Genomic DNA, 17,647 nt, shown 5'->3' with positions numbered 1-17,647 from the left:
GGGCGCCACTCTATCGCCGGATCCATACACCCGTCCTAGACAGACGACTTATACAATCGTCATAGACAGACGTTTAATACGGCCGTACAGTCCCCGGCATGACGAACTCGACGAGCACCTCCGCGGGCCCTCGTGCCGGGCGCCGCGAATGGACCGCACTCGGCGTCCTGATGCTTCCGCTGCTCCTGGTCTCGATGGACGTCTCGGTCCTCTACTTCGCCATCCCGGCGATCAGCGCGGACCTGGAGCCGAGCGGCACCCAGCAACTGTGGATCTTCGACATCTACGCGTTCGTCCTGGCGGGCCTGCTGATGACGATGGGGTCGGTGGGCGACCGCATCGGCCGGCGCAGGCTGCTCCTGCTCGGCGCGGCCGCCTTCGGCGCCGCCTCGCTGGTGGCGGCCTACGCCACCAGCGCCGAGACGCTGATCGCGGCCCGCGCGGTCCTCGGCATCGGCGGCGCGACGCTGATGCCGTCGACGATGGCGCTGCTCCGCACGATGTTCACCGACCCGGGCCAGCGGGCGAAGGCGATCGGCGTGTGGTCGGGCGTGATGACGGCCGGGATCGCGCTGGGCTCGGTGATGAGCGGCGTGCTGGTCGAGTACTTCTGGTGGGGCTCGGTCTTCCTGGTGAACCTGCCCGCGATGGCAGTGCTGCTGGTGCTCGGACCGCTCCTGCTGCCCGAGTCGCGCGACCCCGCCCCCGGCCGCTTCGACTGGCCCGGCGTGCCGCTGTCGATGGCCGCCGTACTGCCCGTGATCTACGGTCTGAAGGAGATCCCGTCCGAGGGCTGGCACGTGCGGTACGTCGTCTCGATCACCGTCGGTCTTCTCTTCGCCGCGCTCTTCGTCCACCGCCAGCGCACCGCCGCCTCGCCGATGATCCCCCCGGCCCTGTTCCGCGGCCGCGGCTTCGCCCCGTCCGTCGCCCTCAACCTCGTCTCGGCGTTCGGGGTGATGGGCTCCGCCTACTTCACCACGCAGTACCTGCAGTCGGTGCTCGGCAAGAGCGCCATGGAGGCGGCCCTGTGGGCGCTGCTGCCGTCGGTCCCGATCGGTGCGGCGGCGCCGATCGCGGCCCGGTTGGTGCAGAAGGGGGTCCCCCGGGCCCGTGTCGTCACCGCCGGCTTCACGATCGCCGCGTGCGGCTTCGCTCTGCTGGCCTTCTCCGGCACGGACTCGATGTGGCTGGTGCTGGCCTCGTGCGCGGTCCTCGCGGTCGGTGGCGTCACCGTGATGTCGCAGATCATGGACCTCGCGATGGGCACGGCCCCGGTGGAGCGGGCGGGCACCGCGTCGTCCCTGATGGAGACCGCCACGGAGTTCGGCGGCGCCCTGGGCATGGCGGTCCTGGGCGCCGTCGGCACGGCGGTCTACCGCCACGAGATCCCGGAGTCGGCGCCGGACGCGGCCCGGGAGACGCTGGGCGGGGCGCTGGCGGTCGCCGATCAGGTCCCCGGCCTGGCGGCCGTGGCCCGGGAGGCGTTCACCAGCGGGATGCAGGCCGCGGCGATCGCGGGCGCGGTGGTGCTGGCGGGCGCGGCGGCGCTGGCCGCGGTGAGCCTGCGGCGGGTCGAGCCGCGGAAGTCCGCCGCCGAGGCCCCGGAGAAGGCCTGCGTCTGACGCACGGCACATACGAACGCCGGACGGGCTGCGTCAGCCCGTCCGGCGTTCGTAAGGGAAGCGGGGGTCGGGGCGGCGGCCCCCGCACGACGGCGACCGCGGCGGACGGTCACCGGAGAAGGCCCGTCAGACCAGGTTCACGGCCCGGGCGAACGTGGCGCCGATCTCTTCCGCGACATCGCCGAGCACCGTCGCGGACACCGTGTCGTCCACCGTGAGCACGGCCAGCGCCTCGCCGCCGGCCACCGCACGGGCGACCTGCATGCCGGCGATGTTGATCCCGGCCTCGCCGAAGATGCGGCCGACGGTGCCGACGACGCCCGGACGGTCCTCGTACCGCAGCACGACCATGTGGTCGGCGAGCGCGAGGTCGACGTCGTAGTCACCGACCGCGACGATCTTCTGCAGGTGCTTCGGGCCGGCCAGCGTGCCGGAGACCGCGACCTCCTCGCCGTTGCCCAGCGTGCCGCGTACGGTCACGACGTTGCGGTGGTCGGCCGACTCCGAGCTGGTGGTCAGCCGCACCTCGACGCCTCGCTCCTGGGCGAACAGCGGGGCGTTGACGTACGACACCGTCTCGTCGACGACGTCCTCGAAGACGCCCTTGAGGGCGGACAGCTCCAGCACCTTCACGTCGTGCTGGGTGATCTCGCCGTAGACCTCGACGTCGAGGCGGACCGCGACCTCACCCGCGAGCGCGGTGAAGATGCGGCCGAGGCGCTCGGCCAGCGGCAGGCCCGGCTTGACGTCCTGGGCGATGACACCGCCCTGGACGTTGACCGCGTCGGGCACGAGCTCACCGGCGAGGGCGAGGCGCACCGACTTGGCGACGGCGATGCCGGCCTTCTCCTGGGCCTCGTCCGTGGAGGCGCCGAGGTGCGGGGTGGCGACGACCTGGTCGAACTCGAACAGCGGGGAGTCCGTGCACGGCTCCTTCGCGTACACGTCGAGGCCGGCGCCGGCGACGCGGCCCTCCTTGAGGGCGGAGTACAGCGCCTCCTCGTCGACGATGCCGCCGCGGGCCGCGTTGACGATCCGTACGCTCGGCTTGACCTTGCGCAGCGCCTCGTGGCCGATGAGGCCGACCGTCTCCGGCGTCTTGGGCAGGTGGACGGTGATGAAGTCGGCGACCTCGAGCAGCTCGTCCAGCGACAGCACCTTCACGCCCATCTGCGCGGCCCGTGCGGGCTGCACGTACGGGTCGTAGGCGACGACCTTCATCCCGAAGGCCGACATGCGCTGGGCGACCAGGGCGCCGATGCGCCCGAGGCCGACGACACCGAGGGTCTTCTCGGCGAGTTCCACGCCCGTGTACTTGCTGCGCTTCCACTCGCCGTTCTTCAGCGCGGCGTTCGCCTGCGGGATGTTGCGGGCGGTGGCGAGGATCAGACCGCAGGCGAGCTCGGCGGCGGTCACGATGTTGGAGGTGGGGGCGTTGACGACCATCACGCCGGCCTTCGTGGCGGCGGAGACGTCGACGTTGTCCAGACCGACGCCGGCTCGTGCGACGACCTTGAGCTTGTTCGCGGCGGCGATCGCCTCGGCGTCGACCTTGGTGGCCGAACGGATCAGGATCGCGTCGACGTCGGCGATCGCGGGGAGCAGTTCGGCTCGGTCCGCTCCGTTGCAGTGCCGGATCTCGAAGTCCGGGCCAAGCGCGTCCACGGTCGCGGGCGACAGCTCTTCAGCGATGAGTACGACGGGTTTCGAGCTCACGTGAGTCCTCACAAATCCAATGCGTGCGGACGGCCGTCCCGACGGCCGCAGGCGGAGGAGGGGCTAGCCGCGTGGAAGACGCACGACGCTGTGGGCCTGACGCGTATGTGTGCAGCAGTCTAGTGCCGCGGCAAAGGTCGTCATGCGCCTCTGCGGAAGGATCACCCGTCCGTGGCTGGACGGGGTGGACAACACCATCTAAGCGGCGTTTCCGGGGGTTCGCCAAAGGGGCCGGAGCGGCTCGCTCCGGCCCCTGGCGCAGAGGCTTACGCCTCCTCGTCGACCCAGCTCATCAGCTTGCGGAGCTGCTTGCCGGTGGTCTCCAGCAGGTGCTCGGAGTCCTGGCTCTTGTACTCGTTGTACTTCTTCAGACCGCCGTGGTACTCGTCCATCCAGGCCTGCGCGAAGGTGCCGTCCTGGATCTCGGCCAGGACCTTCTTCATCTCCGCCTTGGTGGCGTCGGTGATGATCCGCGGGCCGGTGACGTAGTCGCCCCACTCGGCGGTCTCGGAGATCGACCAGCGCATCTTCTCCAGGCCGCCCTCGTACATGAGGTCCACGATCAGCTTCAGCTCGTGCAGGCACTCGAAGTAGGCGATCTCGGGCTGGTAACCGGCCTCGGTCAGGGTCTCGAAACCGGCCTTGACCAGCGCGGCCGTACCACCGCACAGGACGGCCTGCTCACCGAAGAGGTCGGTCTCGGTCTCCTCGGTGAAGGTCGTCTTGATGACGCCGGCGCGGGTGCCGCCGATGCCCTTGGCGTACGACAGGGCCAGCGCGAAGGCGTTGCCGGAGGCGTCCTGCTCGACGGCGGCGATGCACGGAACGCCGCGGCCCTCCTCGTACTGACGGCGCACCAGGTGGCCCGGGCCCTTGGGGGCGACCATGCAGACGTCCACGCCGGCCGGGGGCTTGATGAAGCCGAAGCGGATGTTGAAGCCGTGGCCGAAGAACAGCGCGTCGCCGTCCTTCAGGTTCGGGGCGATGGACTCCTCGTAGACCTGGGCCTGGATCGGGTCCGGCACCAGGATCATGATGACGTCGGCCTCGGCGGCGGCCTCCGACGGCGTCACCACGCGCAGGCCCTGCTCCTCGGCCTTCGCCTTGGACTTGGAGCCCTCGTGCAGACCGACCCGCACGTCGACACCCGAGTCACGCAGCGACAGCGCGTGGGCGTGGCCCTGGCTGCCGTAGCCGATGACCGCGACCTTGCGGCCCTGGATGATGGACAGGTCGGCGTCAGCGTCGTAGAACAGCTCGGCCACTTTGGGTTCTCTCCTTGAGTGCAGGTGTTGCGTCCCACCGTATGACGGTGGGCGGAAGGGAAGTCTGGGGGTCTCGGAATGCGGGCGGACGGCGGCGCGCCGACCGCCCGTTTCCGGTCGTGGACGGGTCCGGTACGCGTCCTATGCCGATCGGTCGAGTGCGCGCAGCGACCGGTCCGTGATCGAACGGGCGCCGCGGCCGATGGCGATGGTGCCGGACTGGACCAGCTCCTTGATGCCGTACGGTTCCAGCATCTTGAGCATGGCGGACAGCTTGTCGCTGCTGCCGGTGGCCTCGATGGTCACGGCCTCCGGGGAGACGTCCACGGTCTTGGCGCGGAACAGCTGGACGATCTCGACGATCTGGGAGCGCGTCTCGTTGTCGGCGCGCACCTTCACCAGGACCAGTTCGCGCTGGACCGCCTGGGACGGCTCGAGTTCGACGATCTTCAGCACGTTGACGAGCTTGTTGAGCTGCTTCGTCACCTGCTCCAGCGGCAGTTCCTCGATCACGTTCACCACGATGGTGATGCGGGAGATCTCGGGGTGCTCGGTGACGCCCACCGCGAGGGAGTCGATGTTGAAGCCGCGACGGGAGAAGAGGGCGGCGATCCGGGCCAGGATGCCCGGGGTGTTCTCCACCAGGACGGAGAGCGTGTGCTTGGACATTTCTCGTTCGTCTCTCTCGCTCAGTCGTCTTCGTTGTCGCCGAAGTCGGGGCGGACGTCCCGGGCGGCCATGATCTCGTCGTTGGAGGTGCCGGCGGCGACCATCGGCCACACCATCGCGTCCTGGTGGACGATGAAGTCGATGACGACCGGACGGTCGTTGACGGAGTTCGCCTCTTCGATGACCTTGTCGAGGTCGGCCGGGTCCTCGCAGCGGATGGCGTAGCAGCCCATCGCCTCCGACAGCTTCACGAAGTCGGGGATGCGGGTGCCCTGCGCCGGCTCCTTGCCGTCGTGCTCCGGGCCGGAGTGCAGGACGGTGTTGGAGTAGCGCTGGTTGTAGAAGAGGGTCTGCCACTGGCGGACCATCCCGAGAGCGCCGTTGTTGATGATGGCGACCTTGATCGGGATGTTGTTCAGGGCGCAGGTGGTGAGCTCCTGGTTGGTCATCTGGAAGCAGCCGTCGCCGTCGATCGCCCAGACGGTCTTCGACGGAGCTCCGGCCTTGGCGCCCATCGCGGCCGGAACCGCGTAGCCCATCGTCCCGGCGCCGCCGGAGTTCAGCCAGGTGGCCGGCTTCTCGTACTGGATGAAGTGGGCGGCCCACATCTGGTGCTGGCCGACGCCCGCCGCGAAGATCGTGCCCTCGGGGGCGAGCTGTCCGATGCGCTCGATGACCTGCTGCGGGGAGAGCGAGCCGTCCTCGGGATGGTCGTAGCCCAGCGGGTACGTCTCGCGCCAGCGGTCGAGGTCCTTCCACCAGGCGCTGTAGTCGCCCTGGCCGCCCTCGCTGTGCTCCTTCTGGACGGCCTGGATCAGATCGGCGATGACCTCGCGCGCGTCCCCGACGATCGGCACGTCGGCGGCGCGGTTCTTGCCGATCTCCGCCGGGTCGATGTCCGCGTGGACGATCTTGGCGTACGGGGCGAAGCTGTCCAGCTTGCCGGTGACGCGGTCGTCGAACCGGGCGCCGAGGGCGACGATCAGGTCGGCCTTCTGCAGACCGGTGACGGCGGCCACCGAACCGTGCATGCCCGGCATGCCCAGGTGCTGCGGGTGGCTGTCGGGGAAGGCGCCCAGCGCCATCAGGGTGGTGGTGACGGGCGCGCCGGTCAGCTCGGCGAGGACCTTGAGCTCGGCGGTGGCGCCGGCCTTGAGGACGCCGCCGCCGACGTAGAGGATCGGCCGCTTGGCGGAGGTGATCAGCTTGGCGGCCTCGCGGATCTGCTTGGCGTGCGGCTTGGTCACCGGGCGGTAGCCGGGCAGGTCCATGGTGGGCGGCCAGGAGAAGGTCGTCCTCGCCTGGAGCGCGTCCTTGGCGATGTCGACCAGGACCGGGCCGGGACGGCCGGTGGAGGCGATGTGGAACGCCTGCGCGATCACCCGGGGGATGTCCTCGGCCTTGGTCACCAGGAAGTTGTGCTTGGTGATCGGCATGGTGATGCCGACGATGTCCGCCTCCTGGAAGGCGTCCGTGCCGATCGAGGACGAGGCGACCTGGCCGGTGATGGCGACCAGCGGCACGGAGTCCATGTGGGCGTCGGCGATCGGCGTGACCAGGTTGGTGGCACCGGGTCCGGAGGTCGCCATGCAGACGCCGACCTTGCCGGTGGCCTGCGCGTAGCCGGTGGCCGCGTGACCGGCGCCCTGCTCGTGGCGGACGAGGACGTGGCGCACCCGCGTGGAGTCCATCAGCGGGTCGTAGGCGGGAAGGATCGCACCGCCGGGAATGCCGAATACCGTGTCGGCGCCGACCTCCTCGAGAGAGCGGATGAGGGACTGCGCACCCGTGACGTTCTCGACGGGCGCGGAGTGCTGTCCTCCGGATCGGGGCCGCGGCTGCGGGTGATGGGCCCCGGTGGCCTGCTCGGTCATCGGCATTCTCTTCTCGATGCTGAGGGTTTTTGCGAGGTTTGTGCGGTGTTCGGCTGGCGCACGGCAGGTGCCCGTGCAACAAAAAACCCCTCGTGCCAAAAGGCAAGCGAGGGGAGCGCGCCGGTGAGGTCGCTGGGGTTTCCGGATCGTCCTCCGGTGGGTCCCAGCTCAGCCGACGCGCTGTCCAAGTACGAGAATTCGGGTGCGCATGGCACTGACCCTCCCCCCGGCACGCACCCACTGTCAAGTGGGTGGGACGGGGGTCTCATTATGTGGGCGCAGGGCCGTACCGCCACCAAGGGTTCCGCCTCCCAGAACGGCGGGGACACCACCGGTGTACGCCTTCGCGCCGCCACCCGCGAACGCCGGCTCGGCGGGCCCGTGCGGCACCGGATAGCCCCCGCGGCCGAGCGCCCTGCGCAGCCGGTACTCGTCGAGCGGACCGGAGAACGCCATGCCCTGGCCGTGCGTGCAGCCCATCGCGCGCAGGGTGACCACCTGCTCGGGCACGTCCACGCCCTCGGCCACGGACTGCAGCCCGAGGTCGCCGGCGATCCGCAGCAGCCCGCTGGTGATCTTGTGCAGCCGCGCGGACTCGACGACGCCCTCCACCAGACCGCGGTCCAGTTTCAGTACGTCGACCGGCAGTCGGCGCAGTGCCGTTATGGCCACGCAGCCGCCGCCGAAGCCGTCGAGGGCGATCCGGACGCCGAGTCGGCGCAGGGCGCTCAGCCGCCGCTCCAGCTCGTCCAGCGACACGTTCGGCTCTATGTCCGACAGCTCGACGAGCAGTGACCCGGAGGGCAGTCCGTGCCGGGTCAGCAGCGCCTCGACGGAGCCCAGCGGCATCGAGCGGTCCAGCAGGCGCCGGGCGCCCACGCGGACGACCACCGGCACGTTCAGCCCGCTCGCGGCCCGGTCGGCGGCCTGCTCGACAGCCCTCTCGAACATCCAGCGGTCCAGCTCGACGGTCTTGTCACCGTCCTCCGCGACCCGCAGGAACTCCGCGGGCGTGAACAGCACCCCCTGTGAGGACCGCCAGCGGGGATGCGCGGCGACCGACGAGATCCGGCCGTCCTCCAGCCGCACCACGGGCTGGTGCAGCAGCGCGAACTCGCCGTCGTGCAGCGCGGCCCGCAGCCGCGTCGCCAGCTCCGCCTTCCGTACGACGTCCTGCTGCATCTGCGGCTTGTACAGCTCGACCCTGCCCTTGCCGCCCGCCTTGGCGCGGTACATGGCGAGGTCGGCGTTGCGCAGCAGCTCCCCCGCCCCGAGCCCGGCTTCGGCGAAGGCGACGCCGATGGAAGCGGCGACCCGCACCTCGTTGCCGTCGATGAGGTACGGCTGGGACAGCGTCACCCTGAGTCGGTCGGCGAGCTCCAGGATGTGCCGCTCCCGGGCACTGCGGTCACGGGTGGTGTCACCGACGATCAGGGCCGCGAACTCGTCGCCCCCCAGCCGGGAGGCCGTGTCCCCCTGCCGCACCGCGTCCTGCAGCCGGCGCGCGGCCTGGACGAGCAGTTCGTCCCCGGCCTGGTGGCCGATCGTGTCGTTGACCGCCTTGAAGCCGTCGAGGTCGATGAAGAGGACGGCCGTGTTGCGCAGTGCGGTACCCCGGTCGGAGCTGCGGCGGCCGGAGAGGGCCTGCTGGACGCGCCGGGTGAACAGGGCGCGGTTGGGCAGGTCGGTCAGCGGGTCGTGCTCGGCGTTGTGCTGGAGCTGCGCCTGCAGACGCACCCGTTCGGTCACGTCCCGGCTGTTGAAGATCAGCCCGCCGTGGTGCCGGTTGACGGTCGACTCGACGTTGAGCCAGCCGCCGTCGCCGGAGCGGAAGCGGCACTCGATGCGCGTGGTGGGCTCCTCCTGGGGGCTGGTGGCGAGGAAGCGGCGCACCTCGTGCACCACGCAGCCCAGGTCCTCCGGGTGGATGAGCTGGGCCAGTTCCGTGCCCACCAGCTCCTCGGCGGGCCGTCCGTAGACGCCGGCGGCGGCCGGGGAGACGTACCGCAGGACGCCGCTGGGGGCGGCGATCATGATGACGTCGCTGGAGCCCTGCACCAGGGAGCGGAAGTGGTTCTCCTTCTGCGCCAGTTCCTGGGTGAGGGTGATGTTGTCGAGCAGCATGATCCCCTGGCGGGCCACGAGGGCGAGGACCACGGCGCCGCCGGTCAGGAGCACCACGCGGTCGACGCTGCGGCCGTTGAGGACGTTGTAGAGGATCCCCAGGGTGCAGACGGCGGCGGCGAGGTACGGCGTGAGGGCGGCGAGGGAGCCGGTGATGGGCCGGGTGGCCGGGTACCGGCTGTGGTCGCCTCCCGGCGCGTGCGGCGGCAGGTGCGCGGGGCCCGGACGGCGCTGCCCGGGCACGTGCTCGTGCACCACGCGCGTGTGCCCCTCGTCCCCCGCCCCGCGCCGCCGGCCGGCGGCCCAGGGGGCGTACGCCAGCAGCAGGGAGCCGGCGAACCAGCCCGCGTCGAGGAGCTGGCCCGAGCGGTAGCCGTGGTGCAGCAGGGGCGAGGTGAACAGCGCGTCGCACATCACGGTCAGCGCGAGGGCGCCGACGGCGGTGTTGACCGCCGTGCGGTTGACGGAAGAGCGCCGGAAGTGCAGCACCAGCACCATGCTCACCAGGGCGATGTCCAGGAGCGGGTACGCCAACGTCAGCGCCGCGTGGGCCACGCTCGGCCCGTCCAGCCGCGCGGCCTGCGCGAGGGCGAGGCTCCAGGCCAGGGTGAGCAGCGAACCCGCGATTAACCAGGCGTCCAGCACCAGGCAGACCCAGCCCGCCTTGGTCACGGGCCGGGCGGCGAGGACCAGCAGCCCGACGATCGCGGGCGGCGCGAAGCACAGGAAGAACAGGTCGGCGTAGCTGGGGCTGGGGACGGGGCGGTTGAGGACGACCTCGTACCACCCCCAGACCACGTTGCCCAGGGCCGCCATCGTCGAGGAGAGGGCGAACAGCATCCAGGCGGGTCGAAAGCGCACGCGTCGGGTGCGCGCGTAGAGGAAGCAGGACACCGCGGCGGCGCCCGCCGCCGCGGCGAGCCCGAAGTCGCCCATGATGAGGGCGAGTCGGTCCGAGCCCCAGCCGAGCGCGGAGCCGACGGCGTATGCCGCGCACAGCAGCACCAGCGCCAGTTGGTGGACCGTGTTCCTGGATCCGGGGCCGCCGGCGGACGACGGCCTGGTCAGCGGCGCGCCCTTCGGAGGGTGCGCCCGCAGCGCCCCGTCGAGGACGGGCGTGGAGGTCGACGGCGCGCTCACCGGATCCTCCCGGTCCACGCCGCCCTCCGGCCCCGCCGGTCCCGCCGCGTCGGCTGGGTCTGCTTCCAGCGGCCGCTGCTCCTGCGGCGGTGATGGCTGTGCCGACTGTCGCGACCGGGGCCACCGAGTCCGCTCGTGGCCGTGCAACAGGGCCGCCGGCGGCGACTCCGCCGCGTCGGATCGTTCGTCCATAGGCCGTGCATCGCCCGTCGCCCCCCTCACAGTCAGAAAGTCGTCCCCGGCGCCGAACGGTGCACGGCGCAGCCCCTGTCGGGACGATACACCAGTCTCGTCACTCAGGGACATAGTTCCTCTACGCTCCGTGACGATCAGCGGCAACACGCGTACGGACCGCGTCCGGGGGACTGCGGAGGGTACGCGAACCGGCTCAGACGTGTGCCGTGCTCGTCATGCCTCGTTCGTGGCGCCCGTCGTAAGGATCACGTTGCGCAGGGGCTCGTGGTTCACGAAACGGCTCAACTGGTCCCTCAGCAGCCGTTCGGCGCGCGGCAGGAAGGCGGAGGTGGGGCCGCCCACGTGCGGGCTGATCAGCACGCCCGGCGCCCGCCACAGCGGATGGGCGGGGGGCAGGGGCTCCGGGTCGGTGACGTCCAGGGCGGCCTTGAGGCGGCCGGTCTCCAGCTCGGCGAGGAGTGCCTTGTCGTCGACGACCTGGCCGCGGGCGACGTTGACCAGCAGCGCACCGTCCTTCATCCGGGCCAGGAAGTCGGCGTCGACCAGGCCGCGCGTGGCCTCGGTCAGCGGCGTGGACAGGACGACGACGTCCGCCTCGGGGAGCAGGGCGGACAGTTCGGTGAGTGGGTGCACCGGTCCGCGCGCCGTGGTGCGCTGGGAGCGCGCGACGCGCGCCACCCGCGCCACCTCGAAGGGCACGAGCCGGTCCTCGATCGCCGACCCGATCGACCCGTATCCCACGATGAGGACGTTCTTGTCGGCCAGCGCCGGCCGGAAGCCGCCGAGCCACTCTCCCCGCTCCTGCGCGCGGACGAAGTCGGGGATGCCCCGCAGGGAGGCGAGGATCAGCGTCAGCGTGAGCTCGGCGGTGCTCGCCTCGTGCACCCCGCGCGCGTTGCACAGCCGTACGCCCGGGGGCAGCGAGTCGAGGCCCGGCAGCACGTTGTCGACGCCGGCCGAGAGCGTCTGCACGACCTGGACGGAGCTCATGCGGGACAGGGGCCGCAGGGCGACCTCGGTGGGCTTCATGTAGGGGACCACGTAGTACACGCACCGGGCGGGGTCCGCGGGGAAGTCCTCCCCGCCGTCCCAGAACAGGTGGTTGAGCCCCTCGGGGAGACCGTCGATCTCGTCGGGCGGGAGGGGCATCCATACGTCGTGGGGCAGGTCAGCAGCAGTCATGCTCCGGAGGCTATGTCAGGCACGCGCGCGTGCAGAGGTTAGGTTGGGGGCCGGGAAAGGGAGGGTCACGAGCAGGTGGAGCGCAGGACGATCGGCGCGGCGGCGCTCGCGGTGGGGGCCGTCGGACTCGGGTGCATGCCGATGAGCTGGGGGTACAGCGCATCGCGGCAGCGGGGCGACGAGTCGCTGAGGGCGTTGCACCGGGCCCTGGATCTGGGCGCCTCCCTGCTGGACACCGCCGACATGTACGGCCCGTTCACCAACGAGCTGCTGGTGGGGCGGGTGCTGAAGGACCGGCGCGAGGACGCGTTCGTGTCGACCAAGGTCGGGCTGCTGGTGGGCGAGCAGCACATCGTCGCCAACGGCCGCCCCGGATACGTGAGACGGGCCTGCGACGCCTCGCTGCGCCGCCTGCAGACCGACGTCATCGACCTCTACCAGCTGCACCGCGCCGACCCCGAGGTGCCGGTGGAGGAGACCTGGGGGGCGATGGCGGAACTCGTCCGGGCGGGCAAGGTGCGGGCGTTGGGGCTGTGCGCGGTGGGGGCCCGGGGCGGCCGCCGTGCCGGCGGGCGGCTCTACGACGCGACGATCCGGCAGCTGCGGCGGGTGCAGCAGGTGTTCCCGGTGAGCGCGGTGGAGGCGGAGCTGTCGGTGTGGTCGCCGGAGGCCCTGGAGGCGCTGCTGCCCTGGTGCGAGGAGCGTGGCGTCGGCTTCCTGGCGGCCATGCCGCTGGGCAACGGCTTCCTGACCGGCACCCTGACCCCGGGCGAGGGCTTCGAACCGGACGACATGCGCGCCCGGCACCCCCGGTTCACCGCCGAGATGATGGCCGCGAACCAGCCGATCGTCGCCGGTCTGCGCCGGGTGGCCGCACGGCACGGCGAAGACGTGACGGCCGCGCAGGTGGCGCTGGCGTGGGTGCTGGCGCAGGGCCGGCACGTGGTGCCGGTCCCGGGGGCCAAGCAGCGGCGGTGGGTGACGGAGAACGCGGCGGCGGCCGGGCTGCGGCTGACCGCGCGGGACCTGGCCGAGGTCGCGGGACTGCCGGCGGCGCAGGGATCGTGGGAGTAGGCCGGGCGCGGCAGGCCGGTCGAGCGGCGGTCGCGGGTATCCGGTTTCGGTGATCGGGAACCCGGCGGGCGCGAGCGGTGTATGACAAGGAGAGGCTGCCGTGGGAAGTCCGGCGTCGCGCAGGCGGCGGCGGAACCCGACCCCGTCGAAGGGACCGAGATCGTGCGACGTCGAGCAGTGACGGCCGTGCTGGCCGCGAGTGCGCTTCTGTGGGCGGCCGGCTGCTCCTCCGACGGCGGAGGAGCCCCGGGCGCCGCCGGCAGCCCGTCCCCGAGTGCCACCGCCCCGCAGAGCTCCCCCTCGCGGTCGGCCGAGGAGACCCCGCCCGCGAAGGGCACGGTCAAGGTGGTCCGTACGGTCGCCGAGGGCCTGAACAGCCCGTGGGGCCTCGCCCCGCTCCCCGGCGGCGGGCTGCTGGTCTCCTCCCGTGACCAGGGGACGATCCTCCACGTGGACGAGGAGACCGGCAGAAAGACGGAGCTCGGCGAGGTGCCGGGCGTCTCGGCGGCCGGTGAGGGCGGTCTGCTCGGTATCGCCCTCTCCCCCGGGTTCGCCTCGGACCGCATGATCTACGCGTACTTCACCTCGGCCTCGGACAACCGCATCGTCCGCATGATCTACGACGCCCAGCGGCCCGCCGGCGACCAGCTCGGCGCGCCGGACACGGTCTTCAGGGGCATCCCCAAGGGCGTGATCCACAACGGCGGACGGATCGCCTTCGGCCCCGACAAGATGCTCTACGTCGGGACGGGCGAGAGCGGCGACCGGGGTCTTTCCCAGGACATGGAGTCCCTGGGCGGCAAGATCCTGCGCCTGACCCCGGAGGGCGAACCGGCTCCGGGCAACCCGTTCCCGGACTCCCCGGTGTACTCGTACGGCCACCGCAATGTGCAGGGTCTGGCCTGGGACGGCAAGCAGCGGCTGTTCGCCGCGGAGTTCGGCCAGGACACCTGGGACGAGCTGAACGCGATCGAGCCGGGCGCCAACTACGGCTGGCCGCAGGCCGAGGGGAAGTCGGACGACGCCAAGTACCGCAATCCGCTGGACCAGTGGGACACGGACGACGCCTCCCCCAGCGGCATCGCCTTCGCGGAGGGGTCCATCTGGATGGCGGGCCTCAAGGGCGCGCGTCTGTGGCGCGTGCCCTTGAAGGGCACGGTGGCGTCGGCGGACTCTCAGGCGTTCCTCGAGGGCGATTACGGCCGGCTGCGCACGGTGGTCTCGGCGGGCGGCGACAAGCTGTGGCTGACGACGAGCAACACGGACGGCAGAGGCGCGCCGAAGGCGGGGGACGACCGGATCCTGGAGCTGCAGGTGAGCTGAGGCCCCGCCTCACTCGGGGGGCGGCTCCCCCGGGTCGTTCCCCACCTCGTTCTCCACGTCGTTCGCCGCGGCCTCCTCGGCCGTCGGCGTGGGCGGACGGACCACGACCTTCCCGGAGGCGAGGTCTATCGGCCCGCGCCCGGGGTCGGCGTCACCGACGTCCTCCCGGGTGAGCTCCAGCCGGTTCTGCTCGTCGCGGGTGTGTTTGCGGCCCGGGGAGAACAGTTCCTCGAAGACGTTGAACATGGTTCTTCCTTTCGCCTGACGTCATTGTCCCGTGACCGTCCGCTTGTCCGCGCCCGTCGCGAACAACCCCAGCCGATGCGCCACCGCGGCCGCCTCCCCCCGCCCCGAGACGCCCAGCTTGGCCAGGATGTTGGAGACATGGACGCTCGCCGTCTTCGGCGAGATGAAGAGTTCCCCGGCGATCTGGCGGTTGGTGCGGCCGGCGGACACCAGACGCAGGACGTCGCGTTCGCGGCCGGTGAGGCCGAGAGCGCGGACCGGGTCGTCGGCGGCGGTTCCCGGGGAGGTGGTGAGGGGGAGGCGGGCGCGCTGGGCGAGGCGGGCGGCGGACTCGGCGAGGGGGCGGGCGCCCAGGTGGTCGGCGACGGCGTGGGAGAGGCGGAGCAGCTCCGTGGCGCGGTCGCGCTCGGGCTCGGTGTCTTTCCCGCTGCCGTCCGCGCCGGAGCGGGCGGTGCCCACGGCGAGGAGGGCCTCGGCCAGTCGGTAGCGGACGCGGGCGAGGTCGTAGGGCCGCTCCAGGGGTTCGAAGGCGGTGACGACCTCCGACCAGAGGTCGGGGGTGCTGTGGCCCTCGGCCCGTCGGAGTTCGGCGCGCACCCACCGTTCGACGGCGTGCCAGAGGGGGACGCCAGTGGTGAGCCTCTTCGCGGCCTCGCGGATGCGGTCGAGGACGTCCGCCCTGCCCTCCCGGGCGGCGGGCAGGCCGCGCGCGTCGGCCTCGGCCTGGGCGGCGGCCAGCAGCACGGGCCAGCCATGGCGCTCGGTGCCGGGCGGAAAGCCCGCGTCGAGGGCGCGCACCAGTTCGGCGCGGGCGTCGGAGAGGCGGCCCTCCCCCGCGGCCACGCCGATCGCGATCCGGGTGAGTGGCAGCGTCTGCTGCGGCATGGAGTCGTGGGGGCCGTAGAAGGCCCGGGCGGTGGCCAGGTGGCCGGCGGCTGCGGCGACGTCGCCGCGGCTCAGGGCCAGATTGGCCATGCGCAGCGCGCCGGCGCCCTGCGGTTTGGCGCTGTGGCCGACGCGCAGGGCGCCGGCGGCGGCCTCGGCGGCGGCGTCCCAGCGGCCCAGTGAGTACAGCGAGTCGGACAGGTTGCCCCACACCCACGCCTCGGAGTCCAGCAGGCCGAACTTCCGGGTGAAGGCGACGCCCTCCTCGAGGATGGGGACCGCCTCCCGGGAGCGGCCGACGGCCTCCAGTCCCGAGGGCAGGTTCACATGAGCGCGGCCGGCCACGGAGGTCATGCCCTCCGCCACGGCCCGTTCCTTGACCTCGTACAGCTCCGCCAGGCCGGCCTCGACGTCGCCCGAGTCGACCATGAGGCCGGCCAGGGTGAGGCGGGCGTTCAGCTCGATCTCGCGGACGCCGACCATGCGCGCGTACTGCACCGCGCGTTCGGCGGCCGCGAAGGCCTCGGGACCGGGTTCGTGCACCATCGACCAGTTGGCGACACCGTTCAGCACCTCGGCGTGCACCTCGGACGGCGGGAGTCCGCGCACGAGCTTTTGGGCGGTGGCCAGTTCGGCCCAGCCGTCGCCGCGGGCCTGGGCCTGGACCAGCCGGGAGCGCTGCACCCAGAACCAGGCGGCGCGCAGCGGGTCGTACTCGTCCTCCAGCAGGCGCAGTGCGCGCTTGGTGATCTTCAGGGCGCGTTCGCGTTCCCCGCAGAGCCGGCCGGCGACGGCGGCTTCCGCCATGAGGTCGAGGTAGTGCAGGGGCGCGGCGGCCGGGTCGCGGCCGCCGGGGTTCGTCCCGTGCCGTTCGCGCCGTGAGGGACGGCACACCTCGGTGTGGTCCCCGGCGCGCAGTCGGGCCCGTACGTCCTCGGGGGCGGTGTCCCACAGTTCCATCGCCCTTTCCAGGAGCCGCAGTTGCTCGCTGTAGGCGTGGCGGGAACGGGCGGCGGCGGAGGCGTCCAGGACGGCGGGGAGGGCCTTGGCGGCGTCGTGGGCGTGGTACCAGTAGCTGGCCAGGCGCATGATCCGCTCGTCGGCGGGGACGAGCGTCGGGTCGGCCTCCAGGGCTTCGGCACAGCGGCGGTTGAGACGGGAGCGTTCGCCGGGCAGCAGGTCGTCGCTCACGGCCTCGCGGACCAGGGAGTGACGGAAGCGGTATCCGTCGCCGGCGGGTGCGGCGAGCAGGATGTTGGCGCCGACGGCGGCCCGCAGCGCCTCGATGAGGTCGTCCTCGGCGAGCCGGGCGACCGCGGCCAGCAGCCGGTACTCGACGGTGGAGCCGCCCTCGGCGACGATCCGGGCGACGCTCTGCGCGTTCTCGGGCAGCGCCTCGACGCGGACCAGCAGCAGGTCGCGCAGGGAGTCGGTGAGGCCGGTGCGGCAGCCCTCGTGGGCGGCGACGGCGAGCTCCTCTACGAAGAAGGCGTTGCCGTCGGAGCGTTCGAAGATGGCGTCGACCTGGGCGGGGTCGGGTTCGTACGCCAGGATTCCGGCGATCTGGCGGCCGACCTCGTCGCGGGTGAAGCGGGCGAGTTCGAGGCGGTGGACGGTGCGCAGCCGGTCGAGTTCGGCGAGCAGCGGGCGCAGCGGGTGGCGGCGGTGGATGTCGTCGGAGCGGTAGGTGGCGAGGACGACGAGACGGCCGGTGCGCAGGGTGCGCAGCAGATAGGTGAGGAGGTGGCGGGTGGAGGCGTCGGCCCAGTGCAGGTCCTCCAGGGCGACCACGACGGTGCGGTCCGCGGCGGTGCGCTCCAGGAGGCGCGCGGTGAGTTCGAAGAGGCGGGCCATGCCCTCCTCGTCGTGCCGTCCCGCGCCCGCCTCGCCCAGTTCGGGCAGCAGCCGGGCGAGTTCCTCCTCCTGACCGGCGGCCGCGGCGGCCAGTTCGTCCGGCAGGGCGCGGCGCAGGGCGCGCAGGGCGGTGGAGAACGGAGCGAACGGCAGCCCGTCGGCGCCGATCTCGACGCAGCCGCCGAGCGCGACGACGGCGCCCCGGCGGCGGGCGGCGGTGGCGAACTCCTCGACGAGGCGGGTCTTGCCGACTCCGGCCTCGCCGCCGATCAGCAACGCCTGTGGCTCTCCCGCGGCGGCGCGGGAGAGCGCGGCGTTCAGGGTGTCCAGCTCGTCGGCGCGGCCGACGAAGACGGGGCTGACGGACCTGGTCTCCACGGGGGCGAGCATCGCACAGGGGGCCGACGGCGCCCCAGCCGTTATCGCCGGTGCCCTCATCCCAGGTGCCCTCGTCGCAGGTGCCCTCGTCGCAGGT

Annotated in this window: 11 protein-coding genes; 3 read left to right on the top strand and 8 right to left on the bottom strand. The window is 72.0% G+C overall.

Going from position 1 to position 17,647, the window contains the following annotated elements:
- Positions 1 to 98 precede the first annotated feature (98 nt).
- Positions 99 to 1,625, top strand: coding sequence for an MFS transporter (locus ACIHAR_RS11215; protein ID WP_400018711.1), 1,527 nt, complete (start codon positions 99 to 101; stop codon positions 1,623 to 1,625).
- Positions 1,626 to 1,751: 126 nt separating this feature from the next.
- On the opposite strand, the gene serA is transcribed toward ACIHAR_RS11215, so the two are convergent.
- The 6 genes from serA to ACIHAR_RS11185 form a co-directional block, all read right to left on the bottom strand.
- On the bottom strand, positions 1,752 to 3,341 hold the full coding sequence (gene serA, locus ACIHAR_RS11210) for a phosphoglycerate dehydrogenase (protein ID WP_365460306.1): 1,590 nt from the start codon (positions 3,339 to 3,341) through the stop codon (positions 1,752 to 1,754).
- 266 nt (positions 3,342 to 3,607) lie between these two features.
- On the bottom strand, positions 3,608 to 4,606 hold the full coding sequence (gene ilvC / locus ACIHAR_RS11205) for a ketol-acid reductoisomerase (RefSeq protein WP_388753448.1): 999 nt from the start codon (positions 4,604 to 4,606) through the stop codon (positions 3,608 to 3,610).
- A gap of 141 nt (positions 4,607 to 4,747) precedes the next feature.
- Positions 4,748 to 5,275 carry an acetolactate synthase small subunit gene (gene ilvN / locus ACIHAR_RS11200; protein ID WP_365460300.1) on the bottom strand — a complete coding sequence of 176 codons (528 nt, stop codon included), beginning with the start codon at positions 5,273 to 5,275 and terminating at the stop codon, positions 4,748 to 4,750.
- Positions 5,276 to 5,295: 20 nt separating this feature from the next.
- The gene (locus tag ACIHAR_RS11195) at positions 5,296 to 7,149 is read right to left on the bottom strand and encodes an acetolactate synthase large subunit (RefSeq protein ID WP_365460297.1); all 1,854 of its coding nucleotides are present in this window, start codon (positions 7,147 to 7,149) and stop codon (positions 5,296 to 5,298) included.
- Between the two features lie 243 nt (positions 7,150 to 7,392).
- Positions 7,393 to 10,413 carry a putative bifunctional diguanylate cyclase/phosphodiesterase gene (locus tag ACIHAR_RS11190; RefSeq protein ID WP_400018706.1) on the bottom strand — a complete coding sequence of 1,007 codons (3,021 nt, stop codon included), beginning with the start codon at positions 10,411 to 10,413 and terminating at the stop codon, positions 7,393 to 7,395.
- A 408-nt stretch (positions 10,414 to 10,821) separates the two neighbouring features.
- Positions 10,822 to 11,775: a 2-hydroxyacid dehydrogenase gene (locus tag ACIHAR_RS11185; RefSeq protein WP_400018860.1), complete on the bottom strand. Its 954-nt coding sequence runs from the start codon at positions 11,773 to 11,775 to the stop codon at positions 10,822 to 10,824.
- 90 nt (positions 11,776 to 11,865) lie between these two features.
- Between ACIHAR_RS11185 and ACIHAR_RS11180 the strand changes: the two genes are divergently transcribed.
- Positions 11,866 to 12,864 carry an aldo/keto reductase gene (locus ACIHAR_RS11180; RefSeq protein ID WP_365460287.1) on the top strand — a complete coding sequence of 333 codons (999 nt, stop codon included), beginning with the start codon at positions 11,866 to 11,868 and terminating at the stop codon, positions 12,862 to 12,864.
- A gap of 162 nt (positions 12,865 to 13,026) precedes the next feature.
- On the top strand, positions 13,027 to 14,187 hold the full coding sequence (locus ACIHAR_RS11175; protein ID WP_400018703.1) for a PQQ-dependent sugar dehydrogenase: 1,161 nt from the start codon (positions 13,027 to 13,029) through the stop codon (positions 14,185 to 14,187).
- Between the two features lie 9 nt (positions 14,188 to 14,196).
- On the opposite strand, the gene ACIHAR_RS11170 is transcribed toward ACIHAR_RS11175, so the two are convergent.
- Positions 14,197 to 14,433 carry a DUF6191 domain-containing protein gene (locus tag ACIHAR_RS11170; protein ID WP_365460281.1) on the bottom strand — a complete coding sequence of 79 codons (237 nt, stop codon included), beginning with the start codon at positions 14,431 to 14,433 and terminating at the stop codon, positions 14,197 to 14,199.
- A gap of 21 nt (positions 14,434 to 14,454) precedes the next feature.
- Positions 14,455 to 17,562, bottom strand: a complete 3,108-nt coding sequence (locus tag ACIHAR_RS11165) for an AAA family ATPase (RefSeq protein ID WP_400018701.1) — start codon at positions 17,560 to 17,562, stop codon at positions 14,455 to 14,457.
- Positions 17,563 to 17,647: the final 85 nt, after the last annotated feature.

The sequence above is a fragment of the Streptomyces sp. NPDC052016 genome (assembly GCF_044548445.1).
In the GTDB taxonomy this organism is placed as follows: Bacteria; Actinomycetota; Actinomycetes; order Streptomycetales; family Streptomycetaceae; genus Streptomyces.
This window is presented reverse-complemented; position numbering and strand designations above follow the sequence as displayed.